The sequence below is a fragment of the Paenibacillus phocaeensis genome, assembly GCF_900021165.1.
Lineage (GTDB): Bacteria > Bacillota > Bacilli > Paenibacillales > Paenibacillaceae > Fontibacillus > Fontibacillus phocaensis.
In genome coordinates this window covers 88,180-114,802 of record NZ_FCOQ01000018.1, presented here as the reverse complement: position 1 = coordinate 114,802, position 26,623 = coordinate 88,180, and the positions used below count along the sequence as shown (strand labels likewise).

22 protein-coding genes are annotated in these 26,623 nt (G+C 55.7%); 5 read left to right on the top strand and 17 right to left on the bottom strand.

The annotated features are described in order from the left end of the window. Positions 1 to 63: 63 nt before the first annotated feature. Positions 64 to 945 (top strand): AraC family transcriptional regulator, encoded by an 882-nt coding sequence (locus tag BN3795_RS10745; protein ID WP_068784681.1) that lies wholly within the window; start codon positions 64 to 66, stop codon positions 943 to 945. 769 nt (positions 946 to 1,714) lie between these two features. Here BN3795_RS10745 and BN3795_RS10740 read toward each other — a convergent pair. From BN3795_RS10740 to BN3795_RS10725, 4 genes are all read right to left on the bottom strand, one after another. Next, positions 1,715 to 2,620 carry a hypothetical protein gene (locus BN3795_RS10740; protein ID WP_068784680.1) on the bottom strand — a complete coding sequence of 302 codons (906 nt, stop codon included), beginning with the start codon at positions 2,618 to 2,620 and terminating at the stop codon, positions 1,715 to 1,717. A 157-nt stretch (positions 2,621 to 2,777) separates the two neighbouring features. Beyond that, the gene (locus BN3795_RS10735) at positions 2,778 to 3,221 is read right to left on the bottom strand and encodes a disulfide oxidoreductase (RefSeq protein WP_068784679.1); all 444 of its coding nucleotides are present in this window, start codon (positions 3,219 to 3,221) and stop codon (positions 2,778 to 2,780) included. 20 nt (positions 3,222 to 3,241) lie between these two features. Further along, entirely contained in the window at positions 3,242 to 3,955 is a 714-nt protein-coding gene (locus BN3795_RS10730; protein WP_068784678.1) for a DsbA family protein, read from the bottom strand. A gap of 183 nt (positions 3,956 to 4,138) precedes the next feature. Further along, positions 4,139 to 4,777 carry a 50S ribosomal protein L25 gene (locus BN3795_RS10725; protein ID WP_068784677.1) on the bottom strand — a complete coding sequence of 213 codons (639 nt, stop codon included), beginning with the start codon at positions 4,775 to 4,777 and terminating at the stop codon, positions 4,139 to 4,141. Positions 4,778 to 5,013: 236 nt separating this feature from the next. Here BN3795_RS10725 and ppk1 point away from each other — a divergent pair, with 236 nt between their 5' ends. Then, positions 5,014 to 7,128, top strand: coding sequence for a polyphosphate kinase 1 (ppk1, locus tag BN3795_RS10720; RefSeq protein ID WP_110945129.1), 2,115 nt, complete (start codon positions 5,014 to 5,016; stop codon positions 7,126 to 7,128). Here ppk1 and BN3795_RS10715 read toward each other — a convergent pair. From BN3795_RS10715 to BN3795_RS10665, 11 genes are all read right to left on the bottom strand, one after another. After that, positions 7,088 to 8,626 carry a Ppx/GppA phosphatase family protein gene (locus BN3795_RS10715; RefSeq protein WP_068784676.1) on the bottom strand — a complete coding sequence of 513 codons (1,539 nt, stop codon included), beginning with the start codon at positions 8,624 to 8,626 and terminating at the stop codon, positions 7,088 to 7,090. The two genes, ppk1 and BN3795_RS10715, sit on opposite strands and share 41 nt — an antisense overlap. A gap of 176 nt (positions 8,627 to 8,802) precedes the next feature. Next, positions 8,803 to 10,515 carry a phosphoenolpyruvate--protein phosphotransferase gene (ptsP, locus tag BN3795_RS10710; protein ID WP_068784675.1) on the bottom strand — a complete coding sequence of 571 codons (1,713 nt, stop codon included), beginning with the start codon at positions 10,513 to 10,515 and terminating at the stop codon, positions 8,803 to 8,805. Further along, positions 10,508 to 10,783 carry an HPr family phosphocarrier protein gene (locus BN3795_RS10705; RefSeq protein ID WP_068784674.1) on the bottom strand — a complete coding sequence of 92 codons (276 nt, stop codon included), beginning with the start codon at positions 10,781 to 10,783 and terminating at the stop codon, positions 10,508 to 10,510. The genes ptsP and BN3795_RS10705 overlap by 8 nt, the downstream gene beginning before the upstream one ends. 134 nt (positions 10,784 to 10,917) lie before the next feature. Next, positions 10,918 to 12,978, bottom strand: coding sequence for a glucose-specific PTS transporter subunit IIBC (ptsG, locus tag BN3795_RS10700; RefSeq protein ID WP_068784673.1), 2,061 nt, complete (start codon positions 12,976 to 12,978; stop codon positions 10,918 to 10,920). Between the two features lie 235 nt (positions 12,979 to 13,213). Next, a complete protein-coding gene (gene glcT, locus BN3795_RS10695) occupies positions 13,214 to 14,059 on the bottom strand; it encodes a glucose PTS transporter transcription antiterminator GlcT (protein WP_068785348.1) in 846 nt (281 codons plus the stop codon). A gap of 212 nt (positions 14,060 to 14,271) precedes the next feature. Next, positions 14,272 to 15,855 (bottom strand): flotillin family protein, encoded by a 1,584-nt coding sequence (locus tag BN3795_RS10690; protein WP_232729902.1) that lies wholly within the window; start codon positions 15,853 to 15,855, stop codon positions 14,272 to 14,274. A gap of 24 nt (positions 15,856 to 15,879) precedes the next feature. After that, on the bottom strand, positions 15,880 to 16,410 hold the full coding sequence (locus BN3795_RS10685; protein ID WP_068784672.1) for an NfeD family protein: 531 nt from the start codon (positions 16,408 to 16,410) through the stop codon (positions 15,880 to 15,882). A gap of 143 nt (positions 16,411 to 16,553) precedes the next feature. Then, positions 16,554 to 17,717 carry an iron-containing alcohol dehydrogenase gene (locus tag BN3795_RS10680; RefSeq protein ID WP_068784671.1) on the bottom strand — a complete coding sequence of 388 codons (1,164 nt, stop codon included), beginning with the start codon at positions 17,715 to 17,717 and terminating at the stop codon, positions 16,554 to 16,556. 164 nt (positions 17,718 to 17,881) lie between these two features. Next, on the bottom strand, positions 17,882 to 19,459 hold the full coding sequence (locus tag BN3795_RS10675; RefSeq protein ID WP_068784670.1) for a UDP-glucose--hexose-1-phosphate uridylyltransferase: 1,578 nt from the start codon (positions 19,457 to 19,459) through the stop codon (positions 17,882 to 17,884). A 14-nt stretch (positions 19,460 to 19,473) separates the two neighbouring features. Beyond that, a complete protein-coding gene (gene galE, locus BN3795_RS10670) occupies positions 19,474 to 20,460 on the bottom strand; it encodes a UDP-glucose 4-epimerase GalE (RefSeq protein WP_068784669.1) in 987 nt (328 codons plus the stop codon). Between the two features lie 2 nt (positions 20,461 to 20,462). Beyond that, a complete protein-coding gene (locus tag BN3795_RS10665) occupies positions 20,463 to 21,641 on the bottom strand; it encodes a galactokinase (protein WP_068784668.1) in 1,179 nt (392 codons plus the stop codon). 177 nt (positions 21,642 to 21,818) lie between these two features. On the opposite strand from BN3795_RS10665, the gene BN3795_RS10660 reads away from it, so the two are divergent. Then, positions 21,819 to 22,682, top strand: a complete 864-nt coding sequence (locus BN3795_RS10660) for an AraC family transcriptional regulator (protein WP_068784667.1) — start codon at positions 21,819 to 21,821, stop codon at positions 22,680 to 22,682. 8 nt (positions 22,683 to 22,690) lie between these two features. Here BN3795_RS10660 and BN3795_RS10655 read toward each other — a convergent pair whose 3' ends face one another. Continuing rightward, a complete protein-coding gene (locus BN3795_RS10655; RefSeq protein WP_068784666.1) occupies positions 22,691 to 23,440 on the bottom strand; it encodes an NAD-dependent protein deacylase in 750 nt (249 codons plus the stop codon). Continuing rightward, positions 23,437 to 24,234 (bottom strand): HAD family hydrolase, encoded by a 798-nt coding sequence (locus BN3795_RS10650; protein WP_068784665.1) that lies wholly within the window; start codon positions 24,232 to 24,234, stop codon positions 23,437 to 23,439. The genes BN3795_RS10655 and BN3795_RS10650 overlap by 4 nt, the downstream gene beginning before the upstream one ends. 209 nt (positions 24,235 to 24,443) lie before the next feature. Between BN3795_RS10650 and BN3795_RS10645 the strand changes: the two genes are divergently transcribed. Together BN3795_RS10645 and ilvD are read left to right on the top strand one after the other, a co-directional pair. After that, positions 24,444 to 24,710, top strand: a complete 267-nt coding sequence (locus tag BN3795_RS10645; protein WP_068784664.1) for a KGG domain-containing protein — start codon at positions 24,444 to 24,446, stop codon at positions 24,708 to 24,710. A gap of 186 nt (positions 24,711 to 24,896) precedes the next feature. Then, a complete protein-coding gene (gene ilvD / locus BN3795_RS10640; protein ID WP_068784663.1) occupies positions 24,897 to 26,582 on the top strand; it encodes a dihydroxy-acid dehydratase in 1,686 nt (561 codons plus the stop codon). The last annotated feature ends 41 nt before the right edge of the window (positions 26,583 to 26,623 follow it).

Sequence of the window (26,623 nt, the reverse complement as noted above, 5' to 3'; positions counted from 1 at the left end):
AAAAAACGAACTACAGCAACCTCAAAGTTATAATATTTCACACTCGGATTGGAGACGAATATCTTGCCAAAACCAACGGACCTGGTGCAGATTACAGCCCCGCCCTTGCCTTATTTTCTCGAGTGCGGGCACAGCGTGTATCAGCCCGGAGACGAGCATCCCAATCGGCGCAACATCGGAATCTTTGACTGGGTCGTAGTGGAGTCCGGCGCGTTATTTATCGGTGAGGAGGGGCAGACCTGGGGCCTGGGAGCCGGCCAGTCGCTGCTGTTGCTGCCCGATCGGCATCATTACGCAGTCAAGCCGTGCGAGGAGACTACGTCCTTCTATTGGCTGCACTTCCATACCGTTTGCGCGTGGCAGCAGCTTCCGGCAGAGGAAGCGGACCATCGCTATCCTGATGCGGACGACCATTACGGCCGTTTCCTGGCTTCGCCGTATTCCCTCCAGTTGCCCAAGTCATGGGATCTGCCCTCTCCCGAGCAGACGTTCCGCTTATTTCGCCAGTTGCTGGCAAGTCTCGGGGAGCGCCAATCCCGGGCATTTTGGAATCGGCAGCAGCAGTTCGAAGAACTGCTCCGCGCAATGGACCTCCGGCAGTTGGAATCCCACGCCTCCCCGGTGGTTATCGTCGCGGAGAAGGCCGAAGCTTATATCAAAAGCCACTACCGCTCCGAACTGAACAGCGGGCAGATGGCCGGCGCATTGCATTACCACTACAATTACATCACGCGCTGCATGAAGCAGGTGTACGGCATGACGCCTAACGACTATCTGCTGCATTACCGGCTGGAGCAGGCCAAGCTGCTGCTGCTGAAGACGGAGTGGCCGATCGCGGACATCGCCGCTTACGTTGGCTTCAACAGTACTCCCTACTTCTCAAATCGGTTTGCGCTGAAGAATGGCTGCTCGCCGCGCGAGTTCCGCAAGCAATATACTTCTTGAGGAGTTGGTGAGTCAGTGCATCTTGGGGCGGGAAGAGTGCTGCTCGTTGGAAGGTAAAAAGGGGCGGAGATGTTAGTGTTGGTGGAATGCTGGTGGTGTTGTAACTGATACTTCTGGTGCTGGTGCTGAGGTGTTTTGGTGCTGATGCGTTGGTGCTGTTGCGTTGGTGCTGTTGCGTTGGTGCTGTTGCATCGGTGCTGATGCGTCGTTGCTGTTGCGTCGGTGCAAATTTACTCGCGCTGGTGCTGTTACTATTGGTGCTATTGTTACTGCTGGTGCTACTACTGTTGTTGGTGCCAGTGTGCTGGTACCGGTGTTTTGGTGCTGATGCATCGGTTCAAATATATACTCATGCTGCTATTGTTACTATTGGTTCTACTGATGCTACTGGTATGCTGGTGTGCTGGTGCGCTGGTGGGTGCTGACTTGTTGGTGCTTTCTGGCGAGCGGTCGTTAACCAACTGCTAGACGATCCCGGCAACTCTTGCCGAAGCCAAAATGCTGCAATTCCTGCAACATTTCAGGCCCTATATCGCTCCAAAACCATAAAATGTTGTAATTTATGCACCATTTTCGGGTGATTCTCCCTGCCAAGCTCAATTTTGTTGTACAAAATGCAACATTTCCGCCTGATCCCTATTCTTCAGAGAAAAATTGCTGCACTAACTGCAACATTTGGCCCTCCTTCCCCCTCTTCCTCAATAAAAAGCCGCCCGCCACAGAATCATTCTGCGCGAACGGCATTTACGCCTTGAAACGATAAGCAATCTTAGTCGGTCACCACCGTCGTGTTGATGGATGCGAATGCCATCGGACCAAAACCTTCCGAGGCTTCGCGTTGCGGCATGTTGATCAGGAAGGCAAACCCCTGCCCGCCCATGTTCTTGACGATATATTCCTGAGTCAGGCCTCCGCCTTGAGCGATCAGGAACAGCTCGGCATCGCGCATCGTTACATAGAGTTGGTCGCCCGACCACTGCTCGACTTTGCCGATCTTGGATAAATCCTCTTTGGCTGTCTTCGCCAATTCCTCGACATCGTAGCCGGAAGGCAGCTTGGTGATCACGACATGATATCCCGGGTCATAATCCATCGTTAATTTGTTGGTGCTGGCATCAAAAGAGAAGCCGTCGAACATGTAGAACGCATACCCCTCCCCCTTCGCAAGCGTGGCGGTTCGCATCTCCTTCTTGCCTTCCAGCTCAACCTCCAGCGATTTCTCAGCCGGCAGTTCCGACGTCGTACCGGAGTCGGTCGTCCCCTCGGCAGAAGTTGCCTCGAGCTTCGTCAAAACCAGCTGTTTCAGCGAATCATCGCCCTCTACCGTCCGTTCGACGTATTCGATAGATACCGGCGTCCCCTGCTCCAGGTTTTGCGCCGCCTCACTTAATGCTTCATCCAATTGAAAAGCAGTTGGCGTCCCGTCCACTTCAATCTCAGCCGAATGGTTATCGATCAACCCGACGAATGTCCCCGTCCCCTGCTTCGTCTCGCCTGCCTCATTATCCGGTGTATGGTTGCCTGGCGCCGGCTGATTCTCGTTCGTTTCCCCGCCTGTATTTAGCCCCGGCTCAGAACCGTTCCCGGTACACGCTGCCAACGAGAAGACCAGCAGCAGCATCCCAAGCAAGCCCGTCGTTTTCTTCCATTTCATCTTTAAGCTCATGTTTGTCATTAGGAACACCCCCGTATACACAGACGGCACCATCCCTCAAAAAGTTGCCAAAGCAAGACAATTTCTGCTGTTCCGCATACCGGCAACGAGCGCACCAAAAAGGCGAAGCCCCCTAAGGTGCCCCGCCTCGCCCTATTTCTTATTTTCTTATACCACTTTACCGATCACCGGTTTCTTCTTCTCTAGTTCCCCGGGCCGCCAGCAAGAACAAAACGATCAACACGAAGGCGACCAGCGCCATAAACGGAATCGTAATAAAACCGAGCCAGCCTTGTCCCAGATAATCCACGTTGCACGGCACGCCTACTTTGCAGGGAAGCAGCTTGGCTAACGCGGGGATTTTCTGCTCGCTGTAGTGGTAAATGGAGATCATACCGCCGATGACGCTGAGCGGCAGCACGTACGGAATGATTTGACGGTCGTTCTTGTACGCAGCAATCCCCAGTAAAATAACCTGCGGGTACATAAATATCCGCTGAAACCAACATAGCCGGCATGGCTCATAATGCAGCACTTCGCTTAGATATAAGCTGCCGGCCGTTGCCACCAGCGCAACCAGCCAGGCAAGGTAGATGCCGTAGTCTCTCAAGAACCCCCGCACTCTCCATCCCTCCACCCCGATTATTCGCCGGATAATTCTTGATCCAGCGTCTTCTTCAGCGTCTCGTAATCACCCAGATTGCCAGCGTATTCCACCCCGTTGATGAAGAACGTCGGCGTGCTGTCCACGCCCAGCTTGTCGCCTCGGGACAAATGGGCTTCAACCTCTTCTTGGTACGTTGCCTCGGCGATATCCTTCTGCAGCAGGTCGTAATCGATCGGCAGCTCCAGCTCCTTAGCCAGATTCACGAGGAATTCAGGCGAAGCCCAGCCGCTGTTTTCCGCCCCTTGACGTTCGAAGATCGCGTCGAAATACGTCCAGAACGCGTCATTGCTTTGATGATATACCGATTGAGCGGCCAGCGCGGCCGTAAACGAGTCGGAACCGATAAACGGTAAATTCATAAAATAAAAGGCGACTTTGCCTTGATCTATATAATCCTTCACCAAATTAGGCTTAATCAGTTCGTTAACATGCTTGCATGACGGACATTGATAGTCCCCGAACTCCAGCACCTTGACCGGCGCATCGGCTTGTCCCAGCACAGGCAGCGCGGCGTAATCAAATTCGACCGCCTTCGGCTTGGGTTGAATCGTCAACACGACGATAATGAGTACCAGTAACAGCCCCACCGTCGTAAACCAGATCAGGCGTCTTTTCTTCATTTGCTGCTGTTGCTTCTGTTGTTCGGCTTTGCGCTTGGCCAAAGCGTTGGTTGCGGTTTTCGGCGGCATGCGACCCCTTCTTTCCTGATAGATTGATAGATTTGAGCTTCGTCTTATCCTGCAACCATTCTAGTTACAAAAGCAGGATTCGTCAAGCGGAACGAGCCGCAAATGAAAAGGGCTGCCCTCAGCGCTCAAGGCGCTGAGAACAACCCCTGAAGACAAACGAATCTCATCCAGTTGCAACGCGGATTATTCCGCAGCTTCGCCCGAGCCAACCGTTCCGGCCGGCTCCCCGTCGGCAGCGGCATCCTGAGCCAGGTCCGCATCGGCCACCCGCGGCAGGACGATCGAAGCCAACAGCTCCTCCGGCTGCGCGTGCATCGTCACCCCCGCCGGCAGCTTCACATCTCCGGCTAACAGCTTGTCCCCCGCATCCAGCGAAGTGATGTCTATATCCAAGGTTGCCGGCAAATCATCCGGCAAGCCCTCCACCTCCAGCTCGGTTGCCTGAACCTGCAGAACGCCGCCAACCCGGGTTCCTGCTGCCGTACCGGTATAATGCAGCGGGATTTTCACGCGAATCGGTTTATTTTTGGATACCTGCTGAAAATCGACGTGCAGGATCTTTCCTTGCTGCTGCTGGATATCTTTAATCAGCGCCGGAACGGTTGGACCTCCTTCCACCTTCAGGTCGAAAAATTCCGATCTTCCCGTACGCACGACCTTCACAAGCTCCTTCACATCCACATGAACCGCGAGGTTCTCGGACTCCGCTCCATACACGACCGCAGGAACGCGTCCATGTTGTCTCAGCTGGCGCAGCGATGAACGGTGGAATTCCGTTCGTGGCGTGGCGTTCAGTTGAAACGAGTGATGGTTCGTACTCATCTTGCAACAACCTCCTTGAATTTTTTCCTAATTTGGCAATTGGCGTAAGATGCCCTAAACGTATATTACCCATTTTTACCACCAACTTAACCAAAGAGATCCGATCTCACGCATCAACTTTACATAGAATTATAATTTTTACATAGAGTTTACATAACTATGCATTTCAGCGCCTCGCATCATAGTAAAATAAAAAAGAATCAGAGCAAGAAAAATGAGGCGGAGGTCATTCGTACATGGCGGATATGGTGATGAAAAAGCAAGGACCGCGATATTTGAACCGCGACCTCAGCTGGGTGGAATTTAACCGCCGCGTGCTGCAGGAAGCCAAGGATTCGAGCACCCCTTTGCTGGAGAAGGCTAAATTTCTGTCCATCGTCTCCAGCAACCTGGACGAGTTCATGAGCGTACGCGTCGCCGGCATCCAGGATCAAATCCGCGCCGGATATACCAAGAAGGATTTTACCGGCTACACCCCGGCCGGACTCTATAGAAGGCTGATTGCCCGGATTTCGGCGATGGTGGCCGAGCAATATCGAACTTATCGGGAATTGTCGAGACTTCTCGCCAAGGAGGGCATCCAGTTTCTCAAGTATGACGAGCTGAACGGAGCACAGCGCAAATCGATGGAGACGTATTATCACGATATCGTGTATCCGGTGCTGACGCCGATGGCGGTAGACCAGAGCCGCCCTTTTCCACTCGTACACACCGGGTTTGTCTATCTGGCCGTCGTATTAAAACGGAACCGGACGGCGCAAACGGAAGAAGAGGAGGAGGAGGAAACGTACTTCGCGATCGTGCAAATTCCCTCCAACCTGTCCCGGATTATCCCGTTGCCGCATCATTCCAATAGCAAGAAGCAGTCCTTCATCCTGATCGAGGAACTGATCCGCCATCATATTCAAACGCTGTTCAGCGGGTACACCCCGCTGGCCGTTGACGAATTCCGATTGACGCGCAACGCTGACCTGGCCATCGACGAGGAAGGGGCCGAGGACTTATTGGAGGAGATTGAGAAGGAACTGCGCAAACGGCGCTGGGGAGCACCGGTCCGCCTGGAGATTCAGAAGGGCATTCATCCATATGCGCTTGAGGTCCTTAAGGAGGAGTTTGAAATCAGCGACGCGATTTTTGAAATTGAGGGTCCGCTTGATTTGGGGTTCCTCGGACGTCTCCCGGGTGCGGCCAAGGGATTTGCTCGACTGCGTTACCCGCAGGTTGATCCGGTGTATCCCCGGGAATTCGATGAGAACGATGACTTCTTTGAGGTATTAAAACAGAAGGATGTTCTGGTATACCACCCCTACGAGAGCTTCGATGCGGTGACCGATTTCATCGATCAGGCCGCGGAGGATCCGACGGTGATGGCGATCAAGATGACGCTGTATCGCGTCAGCGGGAACTCGCCGCTGATTCAGGCGCTCGCAAGGGCCGCGGAATCCGGCAAGCAGGTCACCGTCGTCGTTGAGCTGAAGGCCCGATTTGACGAAGAGCGGAACATCGCCTGGGCGCGTACGCTGGAGAAGGCCGGCTGCCATGTCGTTTACGGTCTGATCGGGCTGAAGACCCATGCCAAGATCCTGCTGGTCGTGCGCCAGGAAGGACGCGACCTGAAGCGTTACGTCCATGTGGGCACAGGCAACTATAACGACATCACCGCCCGGCTCTACACCGATATCGGATTGTTTACGACCGATTCTGCGATTGGCGAGGACGCTTCCCAACTGTTTAACCTCATCACGGGGTATTCGGAAGCCGAAGAGTGGCAAGCGTTGACCGTAGCGCCCACCGGCATGAAGGACAAGCTGTTTGAGCTGATCCGGCGGGAAGCTGCGCATGCTGCTGCCGGCCGCCCGGCGCGGATTATCGCCAAGATGAACTCCTTATCCAACCAGGAGATGATCGACGAATTATACGAAGCCTCCGCTGCCGGCGTCCGCATCGACTTGATCGTGCGCGGCGTATGCTGTTTGCGCCCGGGAGTCGAGGGCTTAAGCGAACGGATCACGGTGCGCAGCATCGTCGACCGGTTCCTGGAGCATTCCCGCATCTATTATTTTGAAAATGGCGGGAGCCCCGAGGTATGGCTGTCCAGCGCCGACTGGATGACGCGCAACCTGACGCGACGGCTTGAGCTGATGTGCCCTGTCACCAAGCCGCAAACCCGGGAGACGCTGGTGCGGGTCCTGATGCTGTCGCTCGCGGATAACGTGAAGGCGAGACGCCTGGTCCCCAGCGGCAAATACGAGCCCATCCACAGCGGCTCTCAAGCCGCTCCTTGCCGGAGCCAATTTGCCGCCCGGGCAATCAGCGCGTGGAAGACGGATGAATCTCCCACTCCAATCTAAGATCCCACGCTTTCTTGAAGCTCTTGGCCGCAGCCTCAAGCTGCCTGGTCTCCAGGTAAGCCTGACTGCGGCATTTCAGCTTCAGCAGCAAGGCCTCCCCTTCCAAGACTGCTTCGGCGGCGGCCACCGTCTGCGTCTCGCTGGCGTCAAGGGCAACCGCCACCTCCAACAGCGCTCCGAGTTTCTGCATGTCCTCGTCATCCTTTTCCTGCAGCAACGTGCGGAACTCCTCCATTCCCGACTTTTTCCCGTGATTGGCCGGATAATCGGCGATATAACTGCATAATACCGCTTCCCGGTGGGTGAATGCGCCAAGGGGAGCATGCAGCAACCAGTACAAGGTATGTTTATCGTATTGATGGTAACGGATCGTGCCGCCGATTTTATACAACATCGCCGCCGTTCCCAGCAGCTTGGCGTGGTCTCGGTTAGCTTGCTCCCCGGTGAGTACCCCGTACAGCTGCTCCGCGTACTGTCGAACCTTGCGGTAATGGGCAGTCGGAGCCAGTCCATGAAAGGCCAGAAGTGTACTAGCCTGCTGTTCCAGCACCTGATCGGCAGCCGGTACTTCAAGACCCAGCGTATCCTGCAGCAGCCCTTCGCGCAGCCCCGAACCGCTGACCCGAAGATTCACTGCCCCAATCCGGTCGAAGACGGTCTTCAAGAGGATCGTTCCCGGTACAATGATATCCGCCCGCGCCTTGGACAACCCGTCGATGCGTTTGCGCTTCTCCAGCGTCAGCCGAGGCAGGGCTTCAGCGTAATGCCGGAGACTCTCCGGCTCCAATCGGTAATGATGAGCCAAGCGGAGCGGATATTTGCGCCGACGCTGATCCAGCTTGCCCAGCGTACGTATCGTTCCGCCCAGCCCGATGAGCGGCAATCCCGGGTGGGCTCCGATCCAGGGCAAGCCGTCCAGCATTCGGCCGACTTCCTCCTGAAGCCGGGCCACTTGCTCGGGCGGCCACGGCTCCTCCGGTACGCCAAACTTCACCTGGGCGTTGACCGCACCGATTGGCAGCGAAACGCTGTCGATCAACTGCCGGCCGCGGAATAAGGTGATTTCCGTGCTGCCGCCCCCGATATCGATAATAAAGCCGTCCTCGATCGCCATCCCGCCGGCTACGGCGATAAAGCCGAAGTAGGCTTCCTGTTCACCGGATAGGATCTCCACCGTCAGACCAGTCTGCTCTTCGAGCATCCTGCCGATCTCCTGCGCATTTGCTGCGTTCCGGATCGCCGCCGTCGCGGCCACCCGGATCCCCCGGCAGCGGTAGGCTCGGCACACTTCGCGGAACTGGCGCAGGATCGGAACAATCGACTGGATTTCCTTGGTTTCCATGGCCCCTTGGGCATTCATCTTTTCGCTCAAACGCGCCGATTCCTTCAGCTCATGGATCAAGCGATACTCTCCCCGCGGGGTCGTTTCATAAATCGCCAAACGAATCGAGTTGGACCCGATATCGATGATTCCAATGGTTTCATAGTTATTTTGCATACGAACTCTAGCTCCCGTAACCTATAGAAGTTGTGGTTCAACAGCTTTGCAGTTTTACCTCACTTTATCCCAAAATCGCCCAAAAATAAACCTTGCCTGCGAAAAAAAACCGGCGCCATCACGGCACCGGTTCAAGAAGAAACCCGTCAAATTCGGTTGGAAAAGATCTTCGCTGGTTACGCTTCGATACCCCGAACCAGCTCGACGACCTGCTCCGCGGTCTGCATTTGCAGCGCCTTGGTCGCGAGCTGCTCCATCTCCGCCTTGGACAGCTTGGAGATCTGCGAACGAGCCGGCAGAATCGAAGTTGCGCTCATGCTGAATTCGTCCAGCCCGAGTCCCAGCAGCAGCGGAATAGCGGTGGCATCGCCCGCCATCTCACCGCACATGCCCGCCCATTTGCCTTCCTTATGGGCAGCGTCGATGACCATTTTCACCAGCCGCAGAATCGCCGGGTTGTAAGGTTGGTACAAATAAGATACACGTTCATTCATGCGGTCGGCTGCCATCGTATATTGAATAAGGTCGTTAGTCCCAATACTGAAGAAGTCCACTTCTTTAGCAAACTGATCGGCCAGAACGGCCGTCGACGGAATCTCTACCATGATTCCGAGCTGAATCTCCTCGGATACTTGAACACCTTCGGCTTTCAGCTTCTCCTTCTCTTCCATAAGCAGCGCCTTGGCCGCGCGGAATTCATCCAGCGTTGCGATCATGGGGAACATGATGCGCAGCGAGCCGTAGACGCTGGCCCGAAGCAAGGCGCGCAGCTGCGTGCGGAACAGGTCCTTCTGCTCCAGACACAGACGAATCGCCCGGAAGCCCAGGAACGGATTCATTTCTTTCGGCAGATTTAAGTACGGCAGCTCCTTGTCGCCGCCGATATCCAGCGTCCGAACGACAACCGGTTTGCCTTCCATTTTTTCCAGAACCGTTTTGTAGGCGTTAAACTGAATTTCCTCGGAAGGCAACTCGGTGCGTCCCATGTACAAGAACTCCGTCCGATACAGGCCTACGGCTTCTCCGCCGTTCTCCAATACCCCGGCGACGTCGTTGGGAGTGCCGATGTTGGCCGCCAGCTCTACATGAACGCCGTCCTTCGACGTCGTTTGCACTTCGCGCAGCTTCTTCCACTCTTCGATCTGCTTCAGATGCTGGTCGCGTTTCGTCAGGTACTCATTTAGCACTTCCTCGGTTGGATTCACGATAACGCTGCCGTCCAGCCCGTCCACAATCACCAGATCGCCGCCGTTCACCTTGCCCAACACCTCTTTGGTGCCGACGACCGCCGGGATCTCCAGCGAGCGGGCCATGATCGCCGAGTGCGACGTGCGGCCGCCGATGTTCGTCGTAAAGCCCTTCACGTAAGTGCGATTCAACTGCGCCGTATCCGACGGGGTCAAATCTTCGGCAATCACGATGACTTCCTCGCTGATATCCGCCGGGTTGGCGTAAGTCAAGCCAAGCAGATGCGTGAGCACGCGCTTGGTTACGTCCCGCATATCCGCCGCGCGTTCCTTGAGGTAGGCGCTTTTCATATTTTCAAACATCGTAATAAATTCATTCGCCGTTTCATTTAAAGCATACTCCGCGCTCAGCTTGTCGGACGCGATTTTGTCACGGACCGGGTTCAGCAGCTCGGGATCGTTCAGAATCAACAGATGGGACTCGAAAATTTCCGCTTTCTTCTCGCCAAGCTCCTGAAGCGTGCGCTCTTTAATCGCCTCAAGCTCCTGTTGAGATTTAGCCAAAGCATCGTCCAGACGCGCTAATTCCGCTGCGGGATCGGAAGCATCCCGACGATGAATCGTATAATCGGGATGCTCCAGTTTGAAAGCTTTGGCGATGGCCACGCCGGCCGAAGCGGCAATGCCATCAATTTTAAGCATTCACTTCCCCCAGCCCTTCGTTAACCATCACTTCGGTGAGCGCTTGAAGTGCTTCTGCGGCCTCTTCCCCTTCAACGATGAGCTTCAGCGAATCGCCTTGCTCAAGACCCAGGGACAACACGCCAAGAATCGATTTTAACGTAACTTTCTTGCCGCCGGCTTCCGCGAAGGATTCGGCTCCCTTGAATTTATTGGCGGTATTTACCAGAGCCGTAGCAGGGCGTGCATGAATTCCGTCTTCATCCGTAATTTTGAACATTCTTTCCATGATTGATCCTCTCGCTTTCTGGTTTATGAGTTTTGGAAAAAGATATAGAATACGCTCCCTATCTTATTGTAAGGGATCGTGAGAACCAAAGCCAAATGCACCGCGTCCAAATGAACGTACGGGCATAGAGAGACTTACTGGATCGTAAGGATTCCGGCTTCGCCTTTCGGCAGTTTGCCGGTCTTATGCAGCTTCACGGACGCGCCCTCCGGCAGGTTCGAGAAGACGATCGGCGAAATGATCGACGGAGCATGCGCCTTCACATAATCCAGGTCCACTTCCAGGATCGGCTGTCCGGCAGCGACCAAATCCCCTTCCTGGACCAGCACGTTAAAGCCCTGGCCTTTCAACTTGACGGTATTGACACCAATGTGCACAAGTACTTCCTTGCCTCCGTCCGACATAATCCCAATCGCATGCTTGCTTGGGAAGACGTTGAACACTTTCCCATAAACCGGTGAAGCGATCACCCCGTCATGGGGCAGTACCGCAAACCCGTCGCCGGTCATTCTTTCCGAGAACACCGGATCGGGAACCTCGGAGATATCCATCAATTCGCCGTTTACCGGCATGACGATGTCTTCGTTGATGATCGCATCGCCGTCTTGAGCGGCTTGCTGCTCCGCTTCGGCAGGCTTAACCTCTTCCGTCTCCACAGCCGCCCGCGGGGTCTTCCCGCTCATAATGTCGGCGATTTGGGACTTGATCGTATCGGAGCGCGTTCCGAAGATCGCTTGAATGTTATTGCCAACCTCCAGCACGCCGGAGGCACCCAGCTTCTTGAGCGTGCCCTTGCTGACATTGCCCTTGTCCTTGACTTCAACCCGCAAGCGGGTGATGCAGGCATCCAGGTGGGCGATGTTCTCCTGTCCGCCGAGCGCCGCCAAAATATTGTGCGGCAGATCGTCCTGATTCACCGCGCCGCCCTTCGCTTCGTCTTCTGCTCCGCTTTCCGGGTCTTCGCGGCCCGGCGTCTTCAGGTTGAACTTGCGGATCACGAAACGGAATCCGAAATAATAGATGACCGCAAGAATCAGACCCACGATAATGACGTTCCACCAAGGCGTACGGTTCGGGATCACCCCGAAGATCAGATAGTCGATCAAACCGCCGGAGAAGGTCATCCCGATCTTCGTACCCAGGATATGCATCGTCATGAAGGATAAGCCGGCAAAGATGGTATGCACCGCAAACAATACCGGTGCGACGAACAGGAACGAGAACTCCAGCGGCTCCGTAATCCCCGTCAAGAAGGAGGTTAACGCCGCCGAACCCATAATCCCGGCCACGTATTTCTTATGCTCCGGACGGGCTTCGTGATAAATCGCCAACGCGGCGGCCGGCAACCCAAACATCATGAACGGGAATTTACCGGTCATGAACGTACCGGCCGTAAACGGTACGCCGTCCCGCAGCTGGGCCATAAAGATCGATTGATCCCCGCGCACAAGTTGACCGGCGCTGTTGATGTATTCGCCGAATTCGAACCAAAACGGCGAGTAGAAGATATGGTGCAAACCAAACGGAATCAACGCCCGCTCGACCACCCCGAAAATAAACGCGGACAAGGTCCGGTTCTGTTCCAGCATGAAGTGGGACGCGGAGTTTAGTCCGGTTTGGATCGGCGGCCAGATGATCACCATCAACAAGCCGAGCAGCACCGAGGTGGCCGCCGTCATAATCGGCACGAACCGCTTCCCGGCGAAGAAACCGAGGTAGGACGGAAGTTCGATCTTGAAGAAACGATTGTACATGGCGGCGGCCAGAATCCCGACGATGATCCCGCCGAACACCCCCGTTGCCAGCGTCGGAATCCCCAGCACATTGGCATAAGCAGGGTCGGTCCCGATCATCCCCGGCGTCACCCCGATCACCGTCCCCATCGTCACGTTCATGACAAGATAGCCGATGATCGCGGCCAGTCCGGCCACGCCTTCACCGCCGGCCAGACCCACGGCCACGCCAACCGCAAACAGCAAGGCCAAGTTCGTGAAGACGATTTGGCCGGCATTCATCATGACCGTGGCTACAGCATGTACGCCTTGGTTATCCAGCGCAGGCACCAAATCCAGGAACTCGGGGCTGACCAGCATATTGCCGATCCCGAGCAGCAGCCCTGCCGCAGGGAGCAGGGCGACCGGCAGCATCAACGCTTTCCCGACCCGCTGTAAAACCCCAAACAAACGCTTAAACATAAATACCCCTCCTGTTGTGACATGTTGCAACAAATAAAAACAGGCATAAGCCAATATAGGTAATGGGTCTGTATCGTGATCGCTTACGGATAGAATACCCCGTAACCGTCCAATACAATCCAAAAAAACCTTTATCAACTCATGCCTGATCGAATCAGTCACACATTGTGATTTATGAAGTTAGTGTCAATGTACTTAGGAATTATAGCAGACCTTTTTTTTTCATGCAAGCGAGTTACTGAAGATTCTCCGGGGCTACCCGATGCAGATGCATCGTTAAATAACTGACCTCGGCCTTGTATACCGGCATCTTGAGCCTCTGTTCCATCACCTTGGTCAATTTGTACGCAAGCGAATACAGAACCGGGTACTCCTGCTTCAACAGCAATTCAAGCTTGTCGACTTCACTGACCTGCTCGCCCCGCCGAACCCGTTCGATGGCAAATCGCAGATGGGTCAACAGACGCGAATAATCCAGGGAGTTCCGAAGGATTGAAAATTGAAGCTCCGTCTCGATAATGCCCACCAAATCTGCAATGAGTTGGGCATGCCCGCGAACCTCACTGATGTGGCGGTTGGTCATGGCGCTGTTGATATGGAGCGCAACGAAGCCGATTTCGTCCTCGCCGAGATCCACATCAAGCCGTTCCTTGATCAAACGGATGGCGTATTCCGCCAGCTCGAACTCCATCGGATAGATCTCCTTCGTCTCGAACAGAAACGGGTTATGGAACGCGATGTCCTGCTCCGCCCGTTTGATCGCAAACGCCAAGTGGTCGGTTAACGCGATGTGAATATGCTCATTCAGCTCGGTTTGCGTTTTCCCGGAAATGTACATGATGATTTCGCCGATGACTTCGATCAAACGCTCGTCAACCTGAGGTATAAGCTGTTTGTATTGTTCCTGCTCCTGCTGATTCGTGAGAATGAACATCTTCTCGACCGCTTCAAGTGGAATGGAATCCCCCGTTTTCCGGTTAAAGCCGATGCCTTTGCCGATTACAACGACCTCGCCACGCTCTGGATGATTTGCGATGATGACATTGTTATTCAACACTTTGGCCACGCGAAGGCTGTTCACAACATAAGCACCTCTTTCTAATTTTCCGAAAACGGTTAAGCCCATTATAATTGATTTCCCGAGTCGCGTCAGCCGATTCTCAGGCATTTCAAAGGCGTCCTCGCTCGAAGACACGAACGGGACGCCGGTTAGCCTTATTTATTCTATGACAAGGTACACGGATTCATCACGATTGTCAAGCCGATTCAGAAGACCTGATTCAGAAGACCTGACTATCGGTCCTGCTCCGGTTCCTTCGACGCTGCGGTCTCCAGGGCGACCGGCTCCGGTGCTTTAACGGCTGCCGCCGACTTGGCGGGAGCTGCCTCAACCGCCGGTGCCGCAGCGGCAACTTTGCCTTTGGTCAAGCCTTGGATTAACCGATCCAGCTCGATCCCCGAGACGCTCTTCAGCATGTCAGGTGCCGTGGCCATCAGTTCGGTCACATAGTTGCTGACGCGGGCGGCGCCTTCTCCTTTGCCGGTATCGACAACGGTCAGCTTGTCGATGGAAGACAGCGGTGCGGCAATTTGGCCGGCCAGCTCCGGCAGCATTTTCGTAACGATATCGAGAATCGCGGCCTCGCCGAACTTCTGGAACGCATCGGCCAGTTTCTCCTTCGCTTCGGCTTCGGCTAAGCCGCGCAGACGGATGATCTCGGCTTCCGCTGTCCCTTTGGCCCGCTCCGCTTCCGCAATCGCCAAGCCCTCCAGGCGTTTCTGTTCCGCGGATGCTTTGGCCTGCGTCTCAATCGAGTATTGCAGCGCGTCGGCTTCCCGCATTTTCCGCGCCTTATCGGCTTCGGCAGCCTGTTCAACCGCATAGCGGTCCGCATCGGCTTTCTTCTTCACTTCAGCGTCATATTGCTTCTGACGAACGGTAATCTCCTTATCCTGCAGGTCGATCTCCCGTTCCTTGCGCACCAATTCTACCTTCATTTGCTCCTCAACCGCCACTTGCTTGGCACGAGCTTCCTGAATGTGATATGCCTGGTCCGCTTCCGCCTTCGCGGTATCCTGCTCTTTCTTAAAGGAGGCGACCTTCAGCTCCTTCTCTTTCTCCGCTTCGGCGATGTTCGTGTCGCGCACCAACTCCGCCTTCTGCCCGGCCTCCTCGGCCAAAGCCTTCTGAATCCGGGCATCCCGCTCGGCTTCCGCTTCCGCGATGTCGGCATCCCGCTTAACGGCCGCGATCCGCGGCTTCCCAAGCGCCTCCAGATAACCGTGCTTATCCCGAACATCCTTAATCGTGAACGAGACGATTTGCAGCCCCATTTTCTTTAAATCGCGGGCGGCCACGCTTTGGACCTCTTGCGCAAATTTATCGCGGTTCCGGTAGACTTCCTCAACGGTCATCGAACCCAAAATCGAACGGAGATGGCCTTCCAGAACCTCCTGTGCTTCGCCCTTAAGCGATTCGATCGGCTTGCCCATAAACTGCTCGGCCGCCGTTGCGACGTCCTCGATGGAGCTTCCTACCTTAATGATCGCCACGCCGTCTGCGGAGACCGGAACGCCTTGCTCAGTGTAGACCTCCGGCGTCATAACGTCCAGCTTGTGGGAGAGGAGCGACATGAATTCGGCTTTTTGAAAAATCGGCCAGATAAACGCCCCGCCGCCGCGGACGATTTTGATTTTACGACCAGACTGGTCGTCGGATATGTTCTTGCCCCCGAGAAAAGAACCGGTGACGATCATCGCTTCGTCGGGGCTCACCGTTTTGTATCGGGCCCAGAACGCCAGCCCTAACACAAGGATGACCGCGATCACGATGACGGGAATCAGCAGGAAATCCGGAATACTTTCGAACAAAGACATCAGCTCCCTCTTCTTGTTATGGCATTACATCGGGTGGGGATAAAGCTCGGAGACCTGGACGGTCCCGTCTTTCGCCGTCTCAATAATCACAACGACCGTTCCGGCGGGAATCTCCTTCCGGTCCCAGCTTGAGGCGATATGCAGCGTATTGCCGCCCACCAACTTCACCATCACTTCGCCATACCCTTGCGCCGGGATCGGGACGGTCACTTCGCCAACCTTGCCGGGCAGCTCCGATTCCGAAAATCCCGTGGAATTTTCACTGTTCTCCATCGGCCGGACATAGGCGAAATACACGGCGGCGGATAACAGGATGGCCGCTACGATCGCCAGTACGATCACGCCGGCCGCTCCAAGCCCGGTGTACCGGTTCAGCAGAATCCCGGCTCCACCAAAAGACGTGACCGCAGAGGCCGTAATGATCGGCTTGAGAAAATCCGCGGACAGGAAATCGAACACGCCGTCCAGCCAGCTTCCAAGCAAGTCGCCAAGCAATGCGCTGATCACGGCAAACAAGGCGCCGCCCACGAAACAACCCCAAAACAGCGTTTCCATCCTGTTCCTCCCTCTACCCAAAATATTGATGTACTCTACAAATACATACGTAAAATGGAGAATTATGTTTCGAAAAAGAAAAAACCGGCCTGCGGTGCTTGACCGCAAAACCGGTTATTGGGAGGCAAAAGACAGGCAGGAATTTACAGCGACATCCGATAAATTTCGAGCACGTCCTGCTTCTCCAGCACGGCAAAATTGCCGAAAGAGCCGAAGCGCACCGCCTTATCCGCCATCGCTTCCAGCTGGCTGCCGTCAATGCCGTAGTCGGCCAAGCGACTAGGTGCGCCGATCGAACTCCAGAACGACCGCAGCGCTTCGATGCCCTCAAGCGCAATCGCCTCGTCGCTCTTGCCGGCGGGATCGACGTGGAAGACGTTGATCGCCAGACGCTTAAAGCGTGCGACGTCCTGCTTCAAGTTATATTTCATCCAGTTCGGGAACAGGATCGCCAAACCGCCGCCATGCGGAATATCATAAACCGCCGACACGGCATGCTCGATGTTGTGGGTCGCCCAGTCCCCGGACAAGCCCATGTTCAACACGCCGTTCAGCGCCATCGTGCCGCACAGTAAAATCGTCTCCCGGAGGTCGAAGTTCTCCAAATCCTCCACCAGCTTCGGCGCGGTTTCGATGACCGTCCGCAGCAGCGCCTCGCAGAACTCGTCCTGCAGCGGAGTATTCGGCGTCGGATGGAAATAATGCTCGAATACATGGGACATGATGTCGACCATCCCGTATACCGTTTGTTCCTTAGGCAGCGAAGCGGTGAACTGAGGGTCCAGGATGGAAAAAGCCGGATACGCCAGGTTGCTGCCCCAGCCTAGCTTCTCCTTCGTCGCCTCGTTGGAGATCACGGAGTTACCGTTCATTTCCGAGCCGGTTGCGGCCATCGTCAGCACCGTTCCGAGCGGCAGGGCCGCTTTAGGCGCGGCTTTCCGCTCCGCGAAATCCCACATATCGCCGTCGTATTTAGCGCCAACGGCAATCGCCTTCGAGCAGTCCAGCACGCTGCCGCCGCCGACGGCAAGGACCAGCTCGATGCCGTTCGACTTGCACAGCTCGACCCCGCGGTGCACCGTAGACAGGCGCGGGTTGGGTTCAACCCCCGCAAGCTCGGTCACCTCAGCGCCGATTTCTCGCAATATCGCCGTCACTTGATCATACAGCCCGCTGCGTTTGATGCTGCCGCCGCCGTAGACGAGCAGCACTTTACTCCCATAGGCCGGCACCTCGGTCCGAAGCGACTCGAGTTGACCTTGGCCGAAAATCAGCTTCGTCGGATTATGAAATACGAATTTGTCCATACCAAATTCCTCCTAAGTTAGGTTATGTAAAAGGGGCTTTGCGATCTTAGCCTCTTCGAACTCCCAACCTAATTATACTTCCATCTGGAATGAAATAACAAACCGAACAAGGGCCGCCCAAGCCCTGAAGCGACTTGGGACGACCCTTTAAATGAGGATAGGTCTTACCGTCTCCGGTAACCGATCGATCCAACGAAGCGTTCGAAAGCTTCGCGGCCATCCGGCGTCGTTTTAAACACGCCGGCATGTCCAAGGATCTCCGCGAACTTGCTGCCGACCTCGTCACGCAACAGCGCTTCGGCCTCCTCGTGCGCGAGCGACATGCCTGCCCGGGCAACCAGTTCCTTCACCCAATCCGCGTGCACGGCCAAGCGGGCATTCGGATCGGTTACGGTCTGCTCGTACAGCGCCTTGTCGCCGCTGAGAATGGCCGCAACCCCCGCCAGTTCTTCCTTCAGCCGGCCCGGCAGGATAGCCACGCCCATGACTTCGATCAGGCCGATGTTCTCCTTCTTGATGTGGTGCATCTCGCGATGCGGATGGAAGATCCCCTCGGGATGCTGTTCGTCCGTCCGGTTGTTGCGCAGGACGATGTCGGCCTCATATCCACCGTCCGCGCTGCGGCGGACGATCGGCGTCACCGTGTTATGCGGCACGGATTCCCCCTTCTCCTCGGAGAAGGCTAAGACGCCCGCAGACGGATCGCTGTACTGCTTCCATTTCTCGTACAGATCGTCGGCCACTTCCAACACGGCCTCGCGGTCTTGACCGTTCACCCGCAGCACGGACATCGGCCATTTCACCATGCCGACGGTGATGCCGGCAAAACCCGGATGCGCGAATGCGGCTTCCACCGGAGCTTTTTCCAATGGGAACGTATGGCGTCCCCCTTGGAAATGGTCATGCGTCAGAATCGAACCGCCGACAATCGGCAGATCTGCGTTGGAGCCGATGAAGTAATGCGGGAACAACGTCGTGAAATCAAGCAACCGCTTGAACGTATCGCGGGTCAGCTTCATCGGCACGTGATCGTGGTGGAACACGATGCAATGCTCGTTGTAATAGACGTAAGGCGAGTACTGGAAAAACCATGGCTCCCCGTTCAGCGTGAGCGGAATGACGCGCAGGTTCTGGCGGGCCGGATGATTCAGACGACCGGCATAACCGACGTTCTCGCGGCACAGCTGGCATTTGGGGTACACCGGCGGCGGCAGCAGCTTGGCCATGGCGATTTCCTTCGGATTTTTCTCCGGTTTGGACAGGTTGATTGTGATTTCCATGTCCCCGAACGGGGTGGGCTGCTCCCAATAGATGTTTTGGCGGACCCGATCCATCCGAATGTAATTGCTGTCCACGGACAGCTTATAGAAGGCGTCCGTTGCCGCGGCGATTCCCTGCTCGCTTTCCGTTTTACGGAAGGCGGCGATCGTTTCCGACGGGCGCGGCATGAGCAGGCCCATGATTTTGGCATCCAGTAAATCGCGGTAAGTGGCGGTATCTTCGGGAATCAACCCGATCGCGAACCCGTAATCGATCAAGACTTCGAGTGGCTCCTGCGGTCCGGTCAACGCCTCCTCCGCCACTTCGCCGGCGTACGGCTCATCGAACGAAAACAACTCCAGAAGACGGTTGCGCGAGTAGTCCACGTCCCACCAATCGATCAGGCCCTGCTCCAGCGCATAATTCACCAGCCGTTCGATGGCATGAAGCGCCTCTTGGCGATTTCTCTCTTCTACTCCCATCCCATACCACTCCCTTAGTCGTTATAGCCGTTCGGATGGCTGTTATGCCACTGCCACGCGCTCTCGATGATGTTCGTCAATTGGTTGCGGGTCGGATTCCAGCCCAGCACGCGGCGCGCTTTGTCCGAAGAAGCGATGAGCACCGCCGGATCGCCGGCCCGGCGCGGGCTGATGACGACCGGGAAGTCGCGGCCGGTGACGTCCTTCACGGTTTCGATCACTTCCTTGACCGAGAAGCCTTGCCCGTTACCCAGGTTAAACACATCGCTCTCCCCGCCGCCGAGCAAATGATCAACCGCGCGCAGATGAGCATCGGCCAAATCGCTCACATGGATATAGTCGCGGACGCAGGTGCCGTCGGGCGTATTGTAATCATCGCCGAACACCTGAATCGACGGTCGTTGTCCTAAGGCCGCTTGGATGATCAACGGGATCAGATGGCTTTCCGGGCGATGGTCCTCGCCGATTTTGCCGCTCTCATGGGCGCCGGCCGCGTTGAAATAGCGCAGCGATACGTATTTGATCCCCAGCACTTGATCAAACCAGGCCATCATCCGTTCCATGGTCAGCTTCGTTTCACCATACACATTGGTTGGCTGGGTCGGGTCGGATTCCTCGATCGGTACCTTTTCCGGTTCGCCATAGGTTGCGGCGGTGGAGGAAAAGACAATTTTGCGAACGTTGGCCTGATCCATCGCGTCAAGCAGGCACAATGTGCCGTACACGTTATTATCGAAGTATTTTACCGGGTCCTTCATGCTCTCCCCAACCAGAGAATTTGCGGCAAAATGAATGACCGCTTCGATCTCATTCTCGGCAAACAGCTTGGCCAGAAGCGCTTTATCGCGCAGGTCTCCTTCATACAGCTTGCCGCCGAGCAGCGATTCGCGATGCCCGGTCTGCAGGTTGTCGACCACGACGACCTCTTTGCCTTGCTCGAGCAGCGCGGCTACGGTATGCGATCCGATATAGCCGGCTCCCCCTGTCACCAAAATCGCCATGATTAATTCTCCCCTTTCATTTCATGCACGCCGTCGCCGACGCCGCAGACGTAGAACTCGCCTTCCAGCCCCGTCTGCTCTTGGTAAGCCCGGCCTACCTCGGCTACGAAACGCTCCACGGAATCCTCATGTACCAAGGAGACCGTACAACCGCCAAATCCGGCCCCGGTCATCCGGGCGCCCAGCGTGCCCTCGATCTTCCGCGCTTCTTCGACCATCACGTCCAGTTCCAAGCAGCTCACTTCATACAAATCGCGCAGCGAGTCATGCGAAGCGTTCATCAGTTCGCCGAAAGCCTTCAGGTCGTTTGCGTTCAGCGCCTCCACCGACTTGAGTACGCGCGCATTCTCTTCCACAACGTGTTTGGCCCGTTTAAACAGCACTTCGTTCGTAAAATCACCCTGCCATTGCTCCAACTGCTCCGGCTTCAGATGAGCCAGGAACTCCAGGCCCGGTTCGCGTTTTTGCAAAATCGCCAACGCCTCATCGCATTCCGAGCGCCGTTCGTTATATTTGGAATCCACCAGACCTCTGCGTTTCTTCGTGTTGCTGATCACCAGCTTATACGCCCCCGTCCGAAACGGCACCAGCTGATATTCCAAGGTGTCGCACATCAGCAGGATCGCATGATCCTTCGCTCCGTTTGCTACGGCAAACTGGTCCATGATGCCGCTGTTGACGCCGACATATTGATTTTCCGCCCGTTGGGACAACCGGGCGATTTCCACCTTATTGGTCTCTTTCCCCTCCATGCTCAGGAAGGCGAAAGCCGTCACCACTTCGATCGAAGCCGAGGAGGATAACCCCGATCCGTTCGGAATTTCACCATGGAACAGAAGATCGTATCCGCTCGTAAGCTCGATGCCCAGCTTCTTCAGTTCGACGTAGACGCCGATCGGGTAATCGATCCATTCACCGGTTTTGCGGGTCCCAAGCTCTTCCAAGGCCAGCTCCGCCGTAAAGGGAAGATTGTTGGAAGCGAAGGAGACTTTGCCGTCGGCTCTCTTGCGAATCGCGAGCGTCGTCCCGAATTCCAACGCGGCCGGGAACACATACCCTCCGTTATAGTCGATATGTTCGCCGATCAAGTTGACGCGTCCTGGCGCGTTGAACACGCTCAGCGGTTCGGAGCTTTCCCCGTATTTGGATATAAACAATTGTTCCATTTCCTGCTTCTTCATGAACGTCCACCCCATCGTCAAGGAATCTTTGATTCTTGTACCCAGTATAATGAAATCGCAATGCTTTGATAATGCAACTTTGCGAGAACTATATAGATAAATGTGACTTTTCGGAGTAAAATGTGAACAGGTATCTTTCAGGGCTTCCGCGTCCCTGCCATAAAGGAGACAAGACCCATGAAGCAAGAAACGTATCGTGCCGCCGCCAACCCGGATTTATTCGAGGCGGAAGAACTGCATGTTCTCTTCGCCGGCGAAAGCCAGACCCTGCCCGATCACCGCTTGGGTCCGAAAGTCTATGATTATTTTCTTCTTCACTTTGTGGAACAAGGCAAGGGCTCTTTTCGCACGGAATCCGCTTCTTATGAACTGAGTAAAGGGGACGGTTTCCTGATCCTCCCCGAGCAACTCGTCAGCTATGCATCCGACATTGCCGAGCCTTGGCGGTACCGCTGGATCGCTTTTACCGGTACGAAGGCGGCGGAGCTTGTCCACCGGGCCGGCTTCACCCCGGAGCAGCCGGTGTTCCGCTACGACGGGAACAGCCGAATCCCGGGCCTGCTGCACGGCGTGCTGCAGACGTTTCAAAGCAAAAAAAACAGCTCCCACCTGTCATCGCTGGGGCTGTTGTATCAAATCATGGCCGAAGCGCAGGAAGCGCTTGGCTTGGCCTCGGCGCTGCCGTCAGGCGAATCCGGCGTTCAGCGGATCGTTAAGCAGATGATTCATTTTATGGCCAGCCAATATGCCCACCCGATTTCGATTGAGCAGATGTGTGCCTCCTTGGGATATAACCGGGCTTATCTTTCACGGATTTTCAAGAAAGAAACCGGCTTCGCCCCGGTCACCTACCTGCTGAAGCTGAGGATCGATAAGTCCCGCCAGCTGCTGCGCGAACGTCCCGAACTGTCGATCGAACAGATCGCCGCTTCCGTAGGGCTCACCGATCCGCTGTATTTCTCACGGCAATTCCGCCGCTTCCATCACGAATCGCCGAGCGAATACCGCAAGGCGGTCACCCGGAATCCCGCCGGGGAGTGAGCTTCGCCTCACTCCGCCAAGCCAAGCATCCCGGAGACGGCCCCCAATACCGAGCCGATCGGCTCGGTGATCAGCAAGTCGGCGCGATGATCATACGCCGTTGATGAAGCGTTGAGCAGCACCGTCCGTTCGCCGCGGAAATAGGTGATCAGATGCGCCGCAGGCTGCACGGTCAGCGAGGTGCCGCCGATCAGCAGCAGATCGGCGCCCGCGATTGCATTAACCGTGTCCTGGATCACCTGCTCATCCAGGCTCTCCCCGTACAGCACCACGTCCGGCTTGACGATTCCGCCGCAGGTACAACGCGGCACGATGTCTTCGCTGCTCATGACGTCTTCCAGCGTAAAGGTGCGGCCGCAGTCCATGCAGGTGTTGCGGTGCACCGATCCGTGCAGCTCCAGCACGCGGCGGCTTCCCGCCTGTTGATGGAGCCCGTCGATGTTTTGTGTAACCACGGCGCTTAAGCGTCCTCCCCGCTCCAGTTCGGCGAGGAAGCGGTGCGCCGCGTTCGGCTGCGCTTCCGGGTGGATCATTTTCGTCTTATAGAAATCGAAAAACACCTCCGGGTGCCGCTCAAAAAACCGTCGGCTCAAGATCTCCTCCGGGGCGTAGGGCGACGCCTTCTCCATCTGATAGATGCCCGCCGCCGATCGGAAGTCGGGGATTCCGCTCTCGGTCGATACCCCGGCTCCACCGAAAAATACGATATTACGGCTCTCCTGAACCCAAGCCGCCAAAGTGTCGATCTCCCTGGTCATCCGGATCGAACCTCCTCATGATGGATCGTCAACTCGCCGTATCCGGCGATGATGACGTCCGCGTCCCGCAAATAACTCGCGGCCTGCTCGTCTTCACCGTACCCCTCCGCAATTCCGATCGTCATCACGACTCCCGCACGCTTCCCCATCTGCATATCGGCGTTGCTGTCGCCAATGACTACGACTTCGCCAGGGGAGACGTCAAGCTCGCGGCAGGCTAACAGCGCCATATCGGGTCCCGGTTTCCCCCGCAGCACACGGTCCCGCCCGACCACGCTGCTGAACGCATCTCGAATGCCCATCCATTCCAAATGCTCCAGCGTCTCCGATGTCGAGTCCGAGGTGACGACCGCCAGCTTCAGCCCCGCATCCCGGCAGCTCTGCAGGAAGTCGCGCAGCCCCGCCAAGGGAACGGCTTGCCCCTTCCGCTTGAGCTCCGCCATGGCCGTCGCATTTAATTCCCGCACCATCGTCACCGCTTCGTTCCAAGGGAGCCCTGCCGCATACAAAGTCGAAGCCAGCAGGGCAACGATCTCCTCTTCCGACCCTATCGCAACCGGCCCGGTTTTGTCATATCCGATCACGCGGTTCTCCTCATCGGTGTGAAGCCCAAGCAGCACGGTTTTGTTCAAGGTTCCAGGAGACCCTAGTTCAGCCAATTTTCGCTCCATTAAACCGGTTATAGCCGCCGCCCAACTGCCCCACAGGCTCATGAAGTTCAGCAGTGTCCCGTCCTTGTCGAACAGAATGGCGCGGCAAGCCGCTTGATGCCCATGTGCTTCAATCGTTGCCATAGTTGTTCCCCTTCCTATAAATCATAGCCCTATTATATCATTTTCGGGCTATCGCCGCGGTTGCTCAAGTCCATTTCATCGGGTTCACATTGCGGGTAAGGTACCTTAATATTGGATATTTTGAATTTTTTTCACTAAACTCGTTTCATCATGGAAATCCGTGGTAAATAAAACATACGAACTCCAAAATAAGATCAAGGAGGGATTCGATGGCACGAAGCCACAGCAAAATGACCCGGGAAGAAGCGGGCCGTTTGGGAGGACTGGCCACAGCCAAAAATCACGGCAAAGCCTTTTACCAGGAAATCGGACAAAAAGGCGGCGAAGCGACTTCGAAAACCCATAACCGCGAATTTTATCAGGAAATCGGCCAGAAAGGCGGCGAAGCGACCTCCCAGAAGCATGATCGAGGGTTCTATCGGGAGATCGGCCGCAAAGGCGGGGGTGCCCGCAGTAAACCAGGATTTAATGCCTAGACCTTGCGAATCTCCGGGAATTCCCGGAGATTTCTTGTGTTTCATAGGCCGTTGCAGCACCTGTCCTGATGCGATTTCCTGCGATCGACGGTAGAAAATCATAACTAGTTGTGATAGACTTTAGAGAAAACCTTTAGCGTTGTAAAGCTCCAAAACTATATGAAATCATGGGGGGGATCGGAGATCATGCCAGCCAAGAAGATGCGTTCTGATATGATCAAAAAAGGCTTCGACCGTGCTCCGCACCGCAGCTTGCTGCGTGCTGCCGGCGTGAAGGAAGAAGATTTCGGCAAACCGTTTATCGCGGTCTGCAACTCTTATATTGATATCGTGCCTGGACACGTGCATTTGCAGGAGTTCGGCAAAATCGTCAAGGAAGCAATTCGCGAAGCCGGCGGCGTCCCGTTCGAGTTTAACACCATCGGCGTGGATGACGGCATTGCGATGGGACATATCGGGATGCGCTATTCCCTGCCAAGCCGCGAGATCATTGCGGATTCGCTCGAGACCGTCGTGTCTGCACACTGGTTTGACGGCATGGTATGTATTCCAAACTGTGATAAAATCACCCCGGGCATGATGATGGGCGCGCTTCGCGTCAACATCCCAACCGTCTTCGTCAGCGGCGGCCCAATGAAAGCCGGCGTGGACAGCAAAGGGCGCAAATTGTCCCTGACCTCTGTCTTTGAAGGCGTTGGTGCGCATCAAGCCGGGCAAATCAGCGACAGCGACCTGCTCGAGCTTGAACAATACGGTTGCCCGACCTGCGGCTCCTGTTCCGGGATGTTCACTGCCAACTCGATGAACTGCCTCGCCGAAGCGCTTGGCCTTGCGATGCCGGGGAACGGCACGATCCTGGCGGTGGCTGAGGAACGCCGCGACTTCGTGCGGCAGTCCGCGCGGCAGTTGATGGAACTGATCAAGCTTGATCTGAAACCACGCGACATCGTCACCAAGGAATCGATCGATAACGCTTTTGCGCTGGATATGGCGATGGGCGGTTCCACCAATACCGTGCTTCATACGCTGGCCTTGGCCCAGGAAGCAGGGATCGATTACCCACTGGAACGCATCAATGAAGTGGCCAACCGCGTGCCTCATATCGCCAAGCTGGCCCCGGCTTCCGATATCTTCATTGAAGACGTGCACCGGGCCGGCGGCGTCAGCGCCGTCATCAATGAGCTGCTGAAGAAGCCGGGTGCTATTTTCGGCGAACAAATGACCGTAACGGGCAAGACGCTGGCTGAGAACGTCGCCGGCTGCGAAATTCTCGATCACAACGTCATTCATCCGATCGACAAGCCGCATTCGGAAAAAGGCGGGCTCGCTATCCTGTACGGCAACCTGGCGCCGGAAGGCTCGGTTATCAAAGTGGGAGCCGTAGACCCTTCGGTTGGCGGGTACCACAAAGGTCCGGCCATCTGCTTCGACTCGCAAGAGGAAGCGCTCGAAGGAATCGCAGGCGGCAAAGTGAAAGAAGGTTGCGTCGTTGTCATTCGTTATGAAGGGCCAAAAGGCGGACCAGGCATGCCCGAAATGCTGGCTCCGACCTCGCAGATCGTGGGGATGGGGCTCGGCGCCAAGGTTGGCCTGATCACCGACGGACGTTTCTCTGGGGCTTCCCGCGGGATCAGCATCGGCCACATCTCTCCGGAGGCAGCCGAAGGCGGACCGATCGCTTTCGTCGAAGACGGCGACATCATCGAGCTGGATCTGAATAACCGCAAGATCGAGCTGCACGTCAGCGATGAAGAGCTTGCGCGCCGCAAAGCGAATTGGAAAGGCTTCGAACCGAAAGTCAAAACCGGTTATCTAGCCCGTTACTCCAAGCTGGTTACGAACGCCAGCTCCGGCGGCGTAATGAAAATTTAATCTAAAATAAATAAGGCCGTATCCGAATCTGATGATTCGGG

Excerpts from the sequence above, each read along its gene's own strand:
- ptsG (WP_068784673.1), bottom strand. The coding sequence starts at position 12,978 with ATGTTTAAGCGTTTGTTTGGGGTTTTACAGCGGGTCGGGAAAGCGTTG.
- BN3795_RS10650 (WP_068784665.1), bottom strand. The coding sequence starts at position 24,234 with ATGGCAACGATTGAAGCACATGGGCATCAAGCGGCTTGCCGCGCCATT.
- BN3795_RS10705 (WP_068784674.1), bottom strand. The coding sequence starts at position 10,783 with ATGGAAAGAATGTTCAAAATTACGGATGAAGACGGAATTCATGCACGC.
- BN3795_RS10680 (WP_068784671.1), bottom strand. The coding sequence starts at position 17,717 with ATGGACAAATTCGTATTTCATAATCCGACGAAGCTGATTTTCGGCCAA.
- BN3795_RS10660 (WP_068784667.1), top strand. The coding sequence starts at position 21,819 with ATGAAGCAAGAAACGTATCGTGCCGCCGCCAACCCGGATTTATTCGAG.
- BN3795_RS10690 (WP_232729902.1), bottom strand. The coding sequence starts at position 15,855 with ATGTCTTTGTTCGAAAGTATTCCGGATTTCCTGCTGATTCCCGTCATC.
- BN3795_RS10715 (WP_068784676.1), bottom strand. The coding sequence starts at position 8,626 with ATGCAAAATAACTATGAAACCATTGGAATCATCGATATCGGGTCCAAC.
- BN3795_RS10665 (WP_068784668.1), bottom strand. The coding sequence starts at position 21,641 with ATGAAGAAGCAGGAAATGGAACAATTGTTTATATCCAAATACGGGGAA.
- BN3795_RS10725 (WP_068784677.1), bottom strand. The coding sequence starts at position 4,777 with ATGAGTACGAACCATCACTCGTTTCAACTGAACGCCACGCCACGAACG.
- BN3795_RS10645 (WP_068784664.1), top strand. The coding sequence starts at position 24,444 with ATGGCACGAAGCCACAGCAAAATGACCCGGGAAGAAGCGGGCCGTTTG.
- BN3795_RS10655 (WP_068784666.1), bottom strand. The coding sequence starts at position 23,440 with ATGACCAGGGAGATCGACACTTTGGCGGCTTGGGTTCAGGAGAGCCGT.
- BN3795_RS10685 (WP_068784672.1), bottom strand. The coding sequence starts at position 16,410 with ATGGAAACGCTGTTTTGGGGTTGTTTCGTGGGCGGCGCCTTGTTTGCC.
- ppk1 (WP_110945129.1), top strand. The coding sequence starts at position 5,014 with ATGGCGGATATGGTGATGAAAAAGCAAGGACCGCGATATTTGAACCGC.
- ilvD (WP_068784663.1), top strand. The coding sequence starts at position 24,897 with ATGCCAGCCAAGAAGATGCGTTCTGATATGATCAAAAAAGGCTTCGAC.
- BN3795_RS10730 (WP_068784678.1), bottom strand. The coding sequence starts at position 3,955 with ATGCCGCCGAAAACCGCAACCAACGCTTTGGCCAAGCGCAAAGCCGAA.
- galE (WP_068784669.1), bottom strand. The coding sequence starts at position 20,460 with ATGGCGATTTTGGTGACAGGGGGAGCCGGCTATATCGGATCGCATACC.
- BN3795_RS10740 (WP_068784680.1), bottom strand. The coding sequence starts at position 2,620 with ATGACAAACATGAGCTTAAAGATGAAATGGAAGAAAACGACGGGCTTG.
- ptsP (WP_068784675.1), bottom strand. The coding sequence starts at position 10,515 with ATGCTTAAAATTGATGGCATTGCCGCTTCGGCCGGCGTGGCCATCGCC.
- BN3795_RS10675 (WP_068784670.1), bottom strand. The coding sequence starts at position 19,459 with ATGGGAGTAGAAGAGAGAAATCGCCAAGAGGCGCTTCATGCCATCGAA.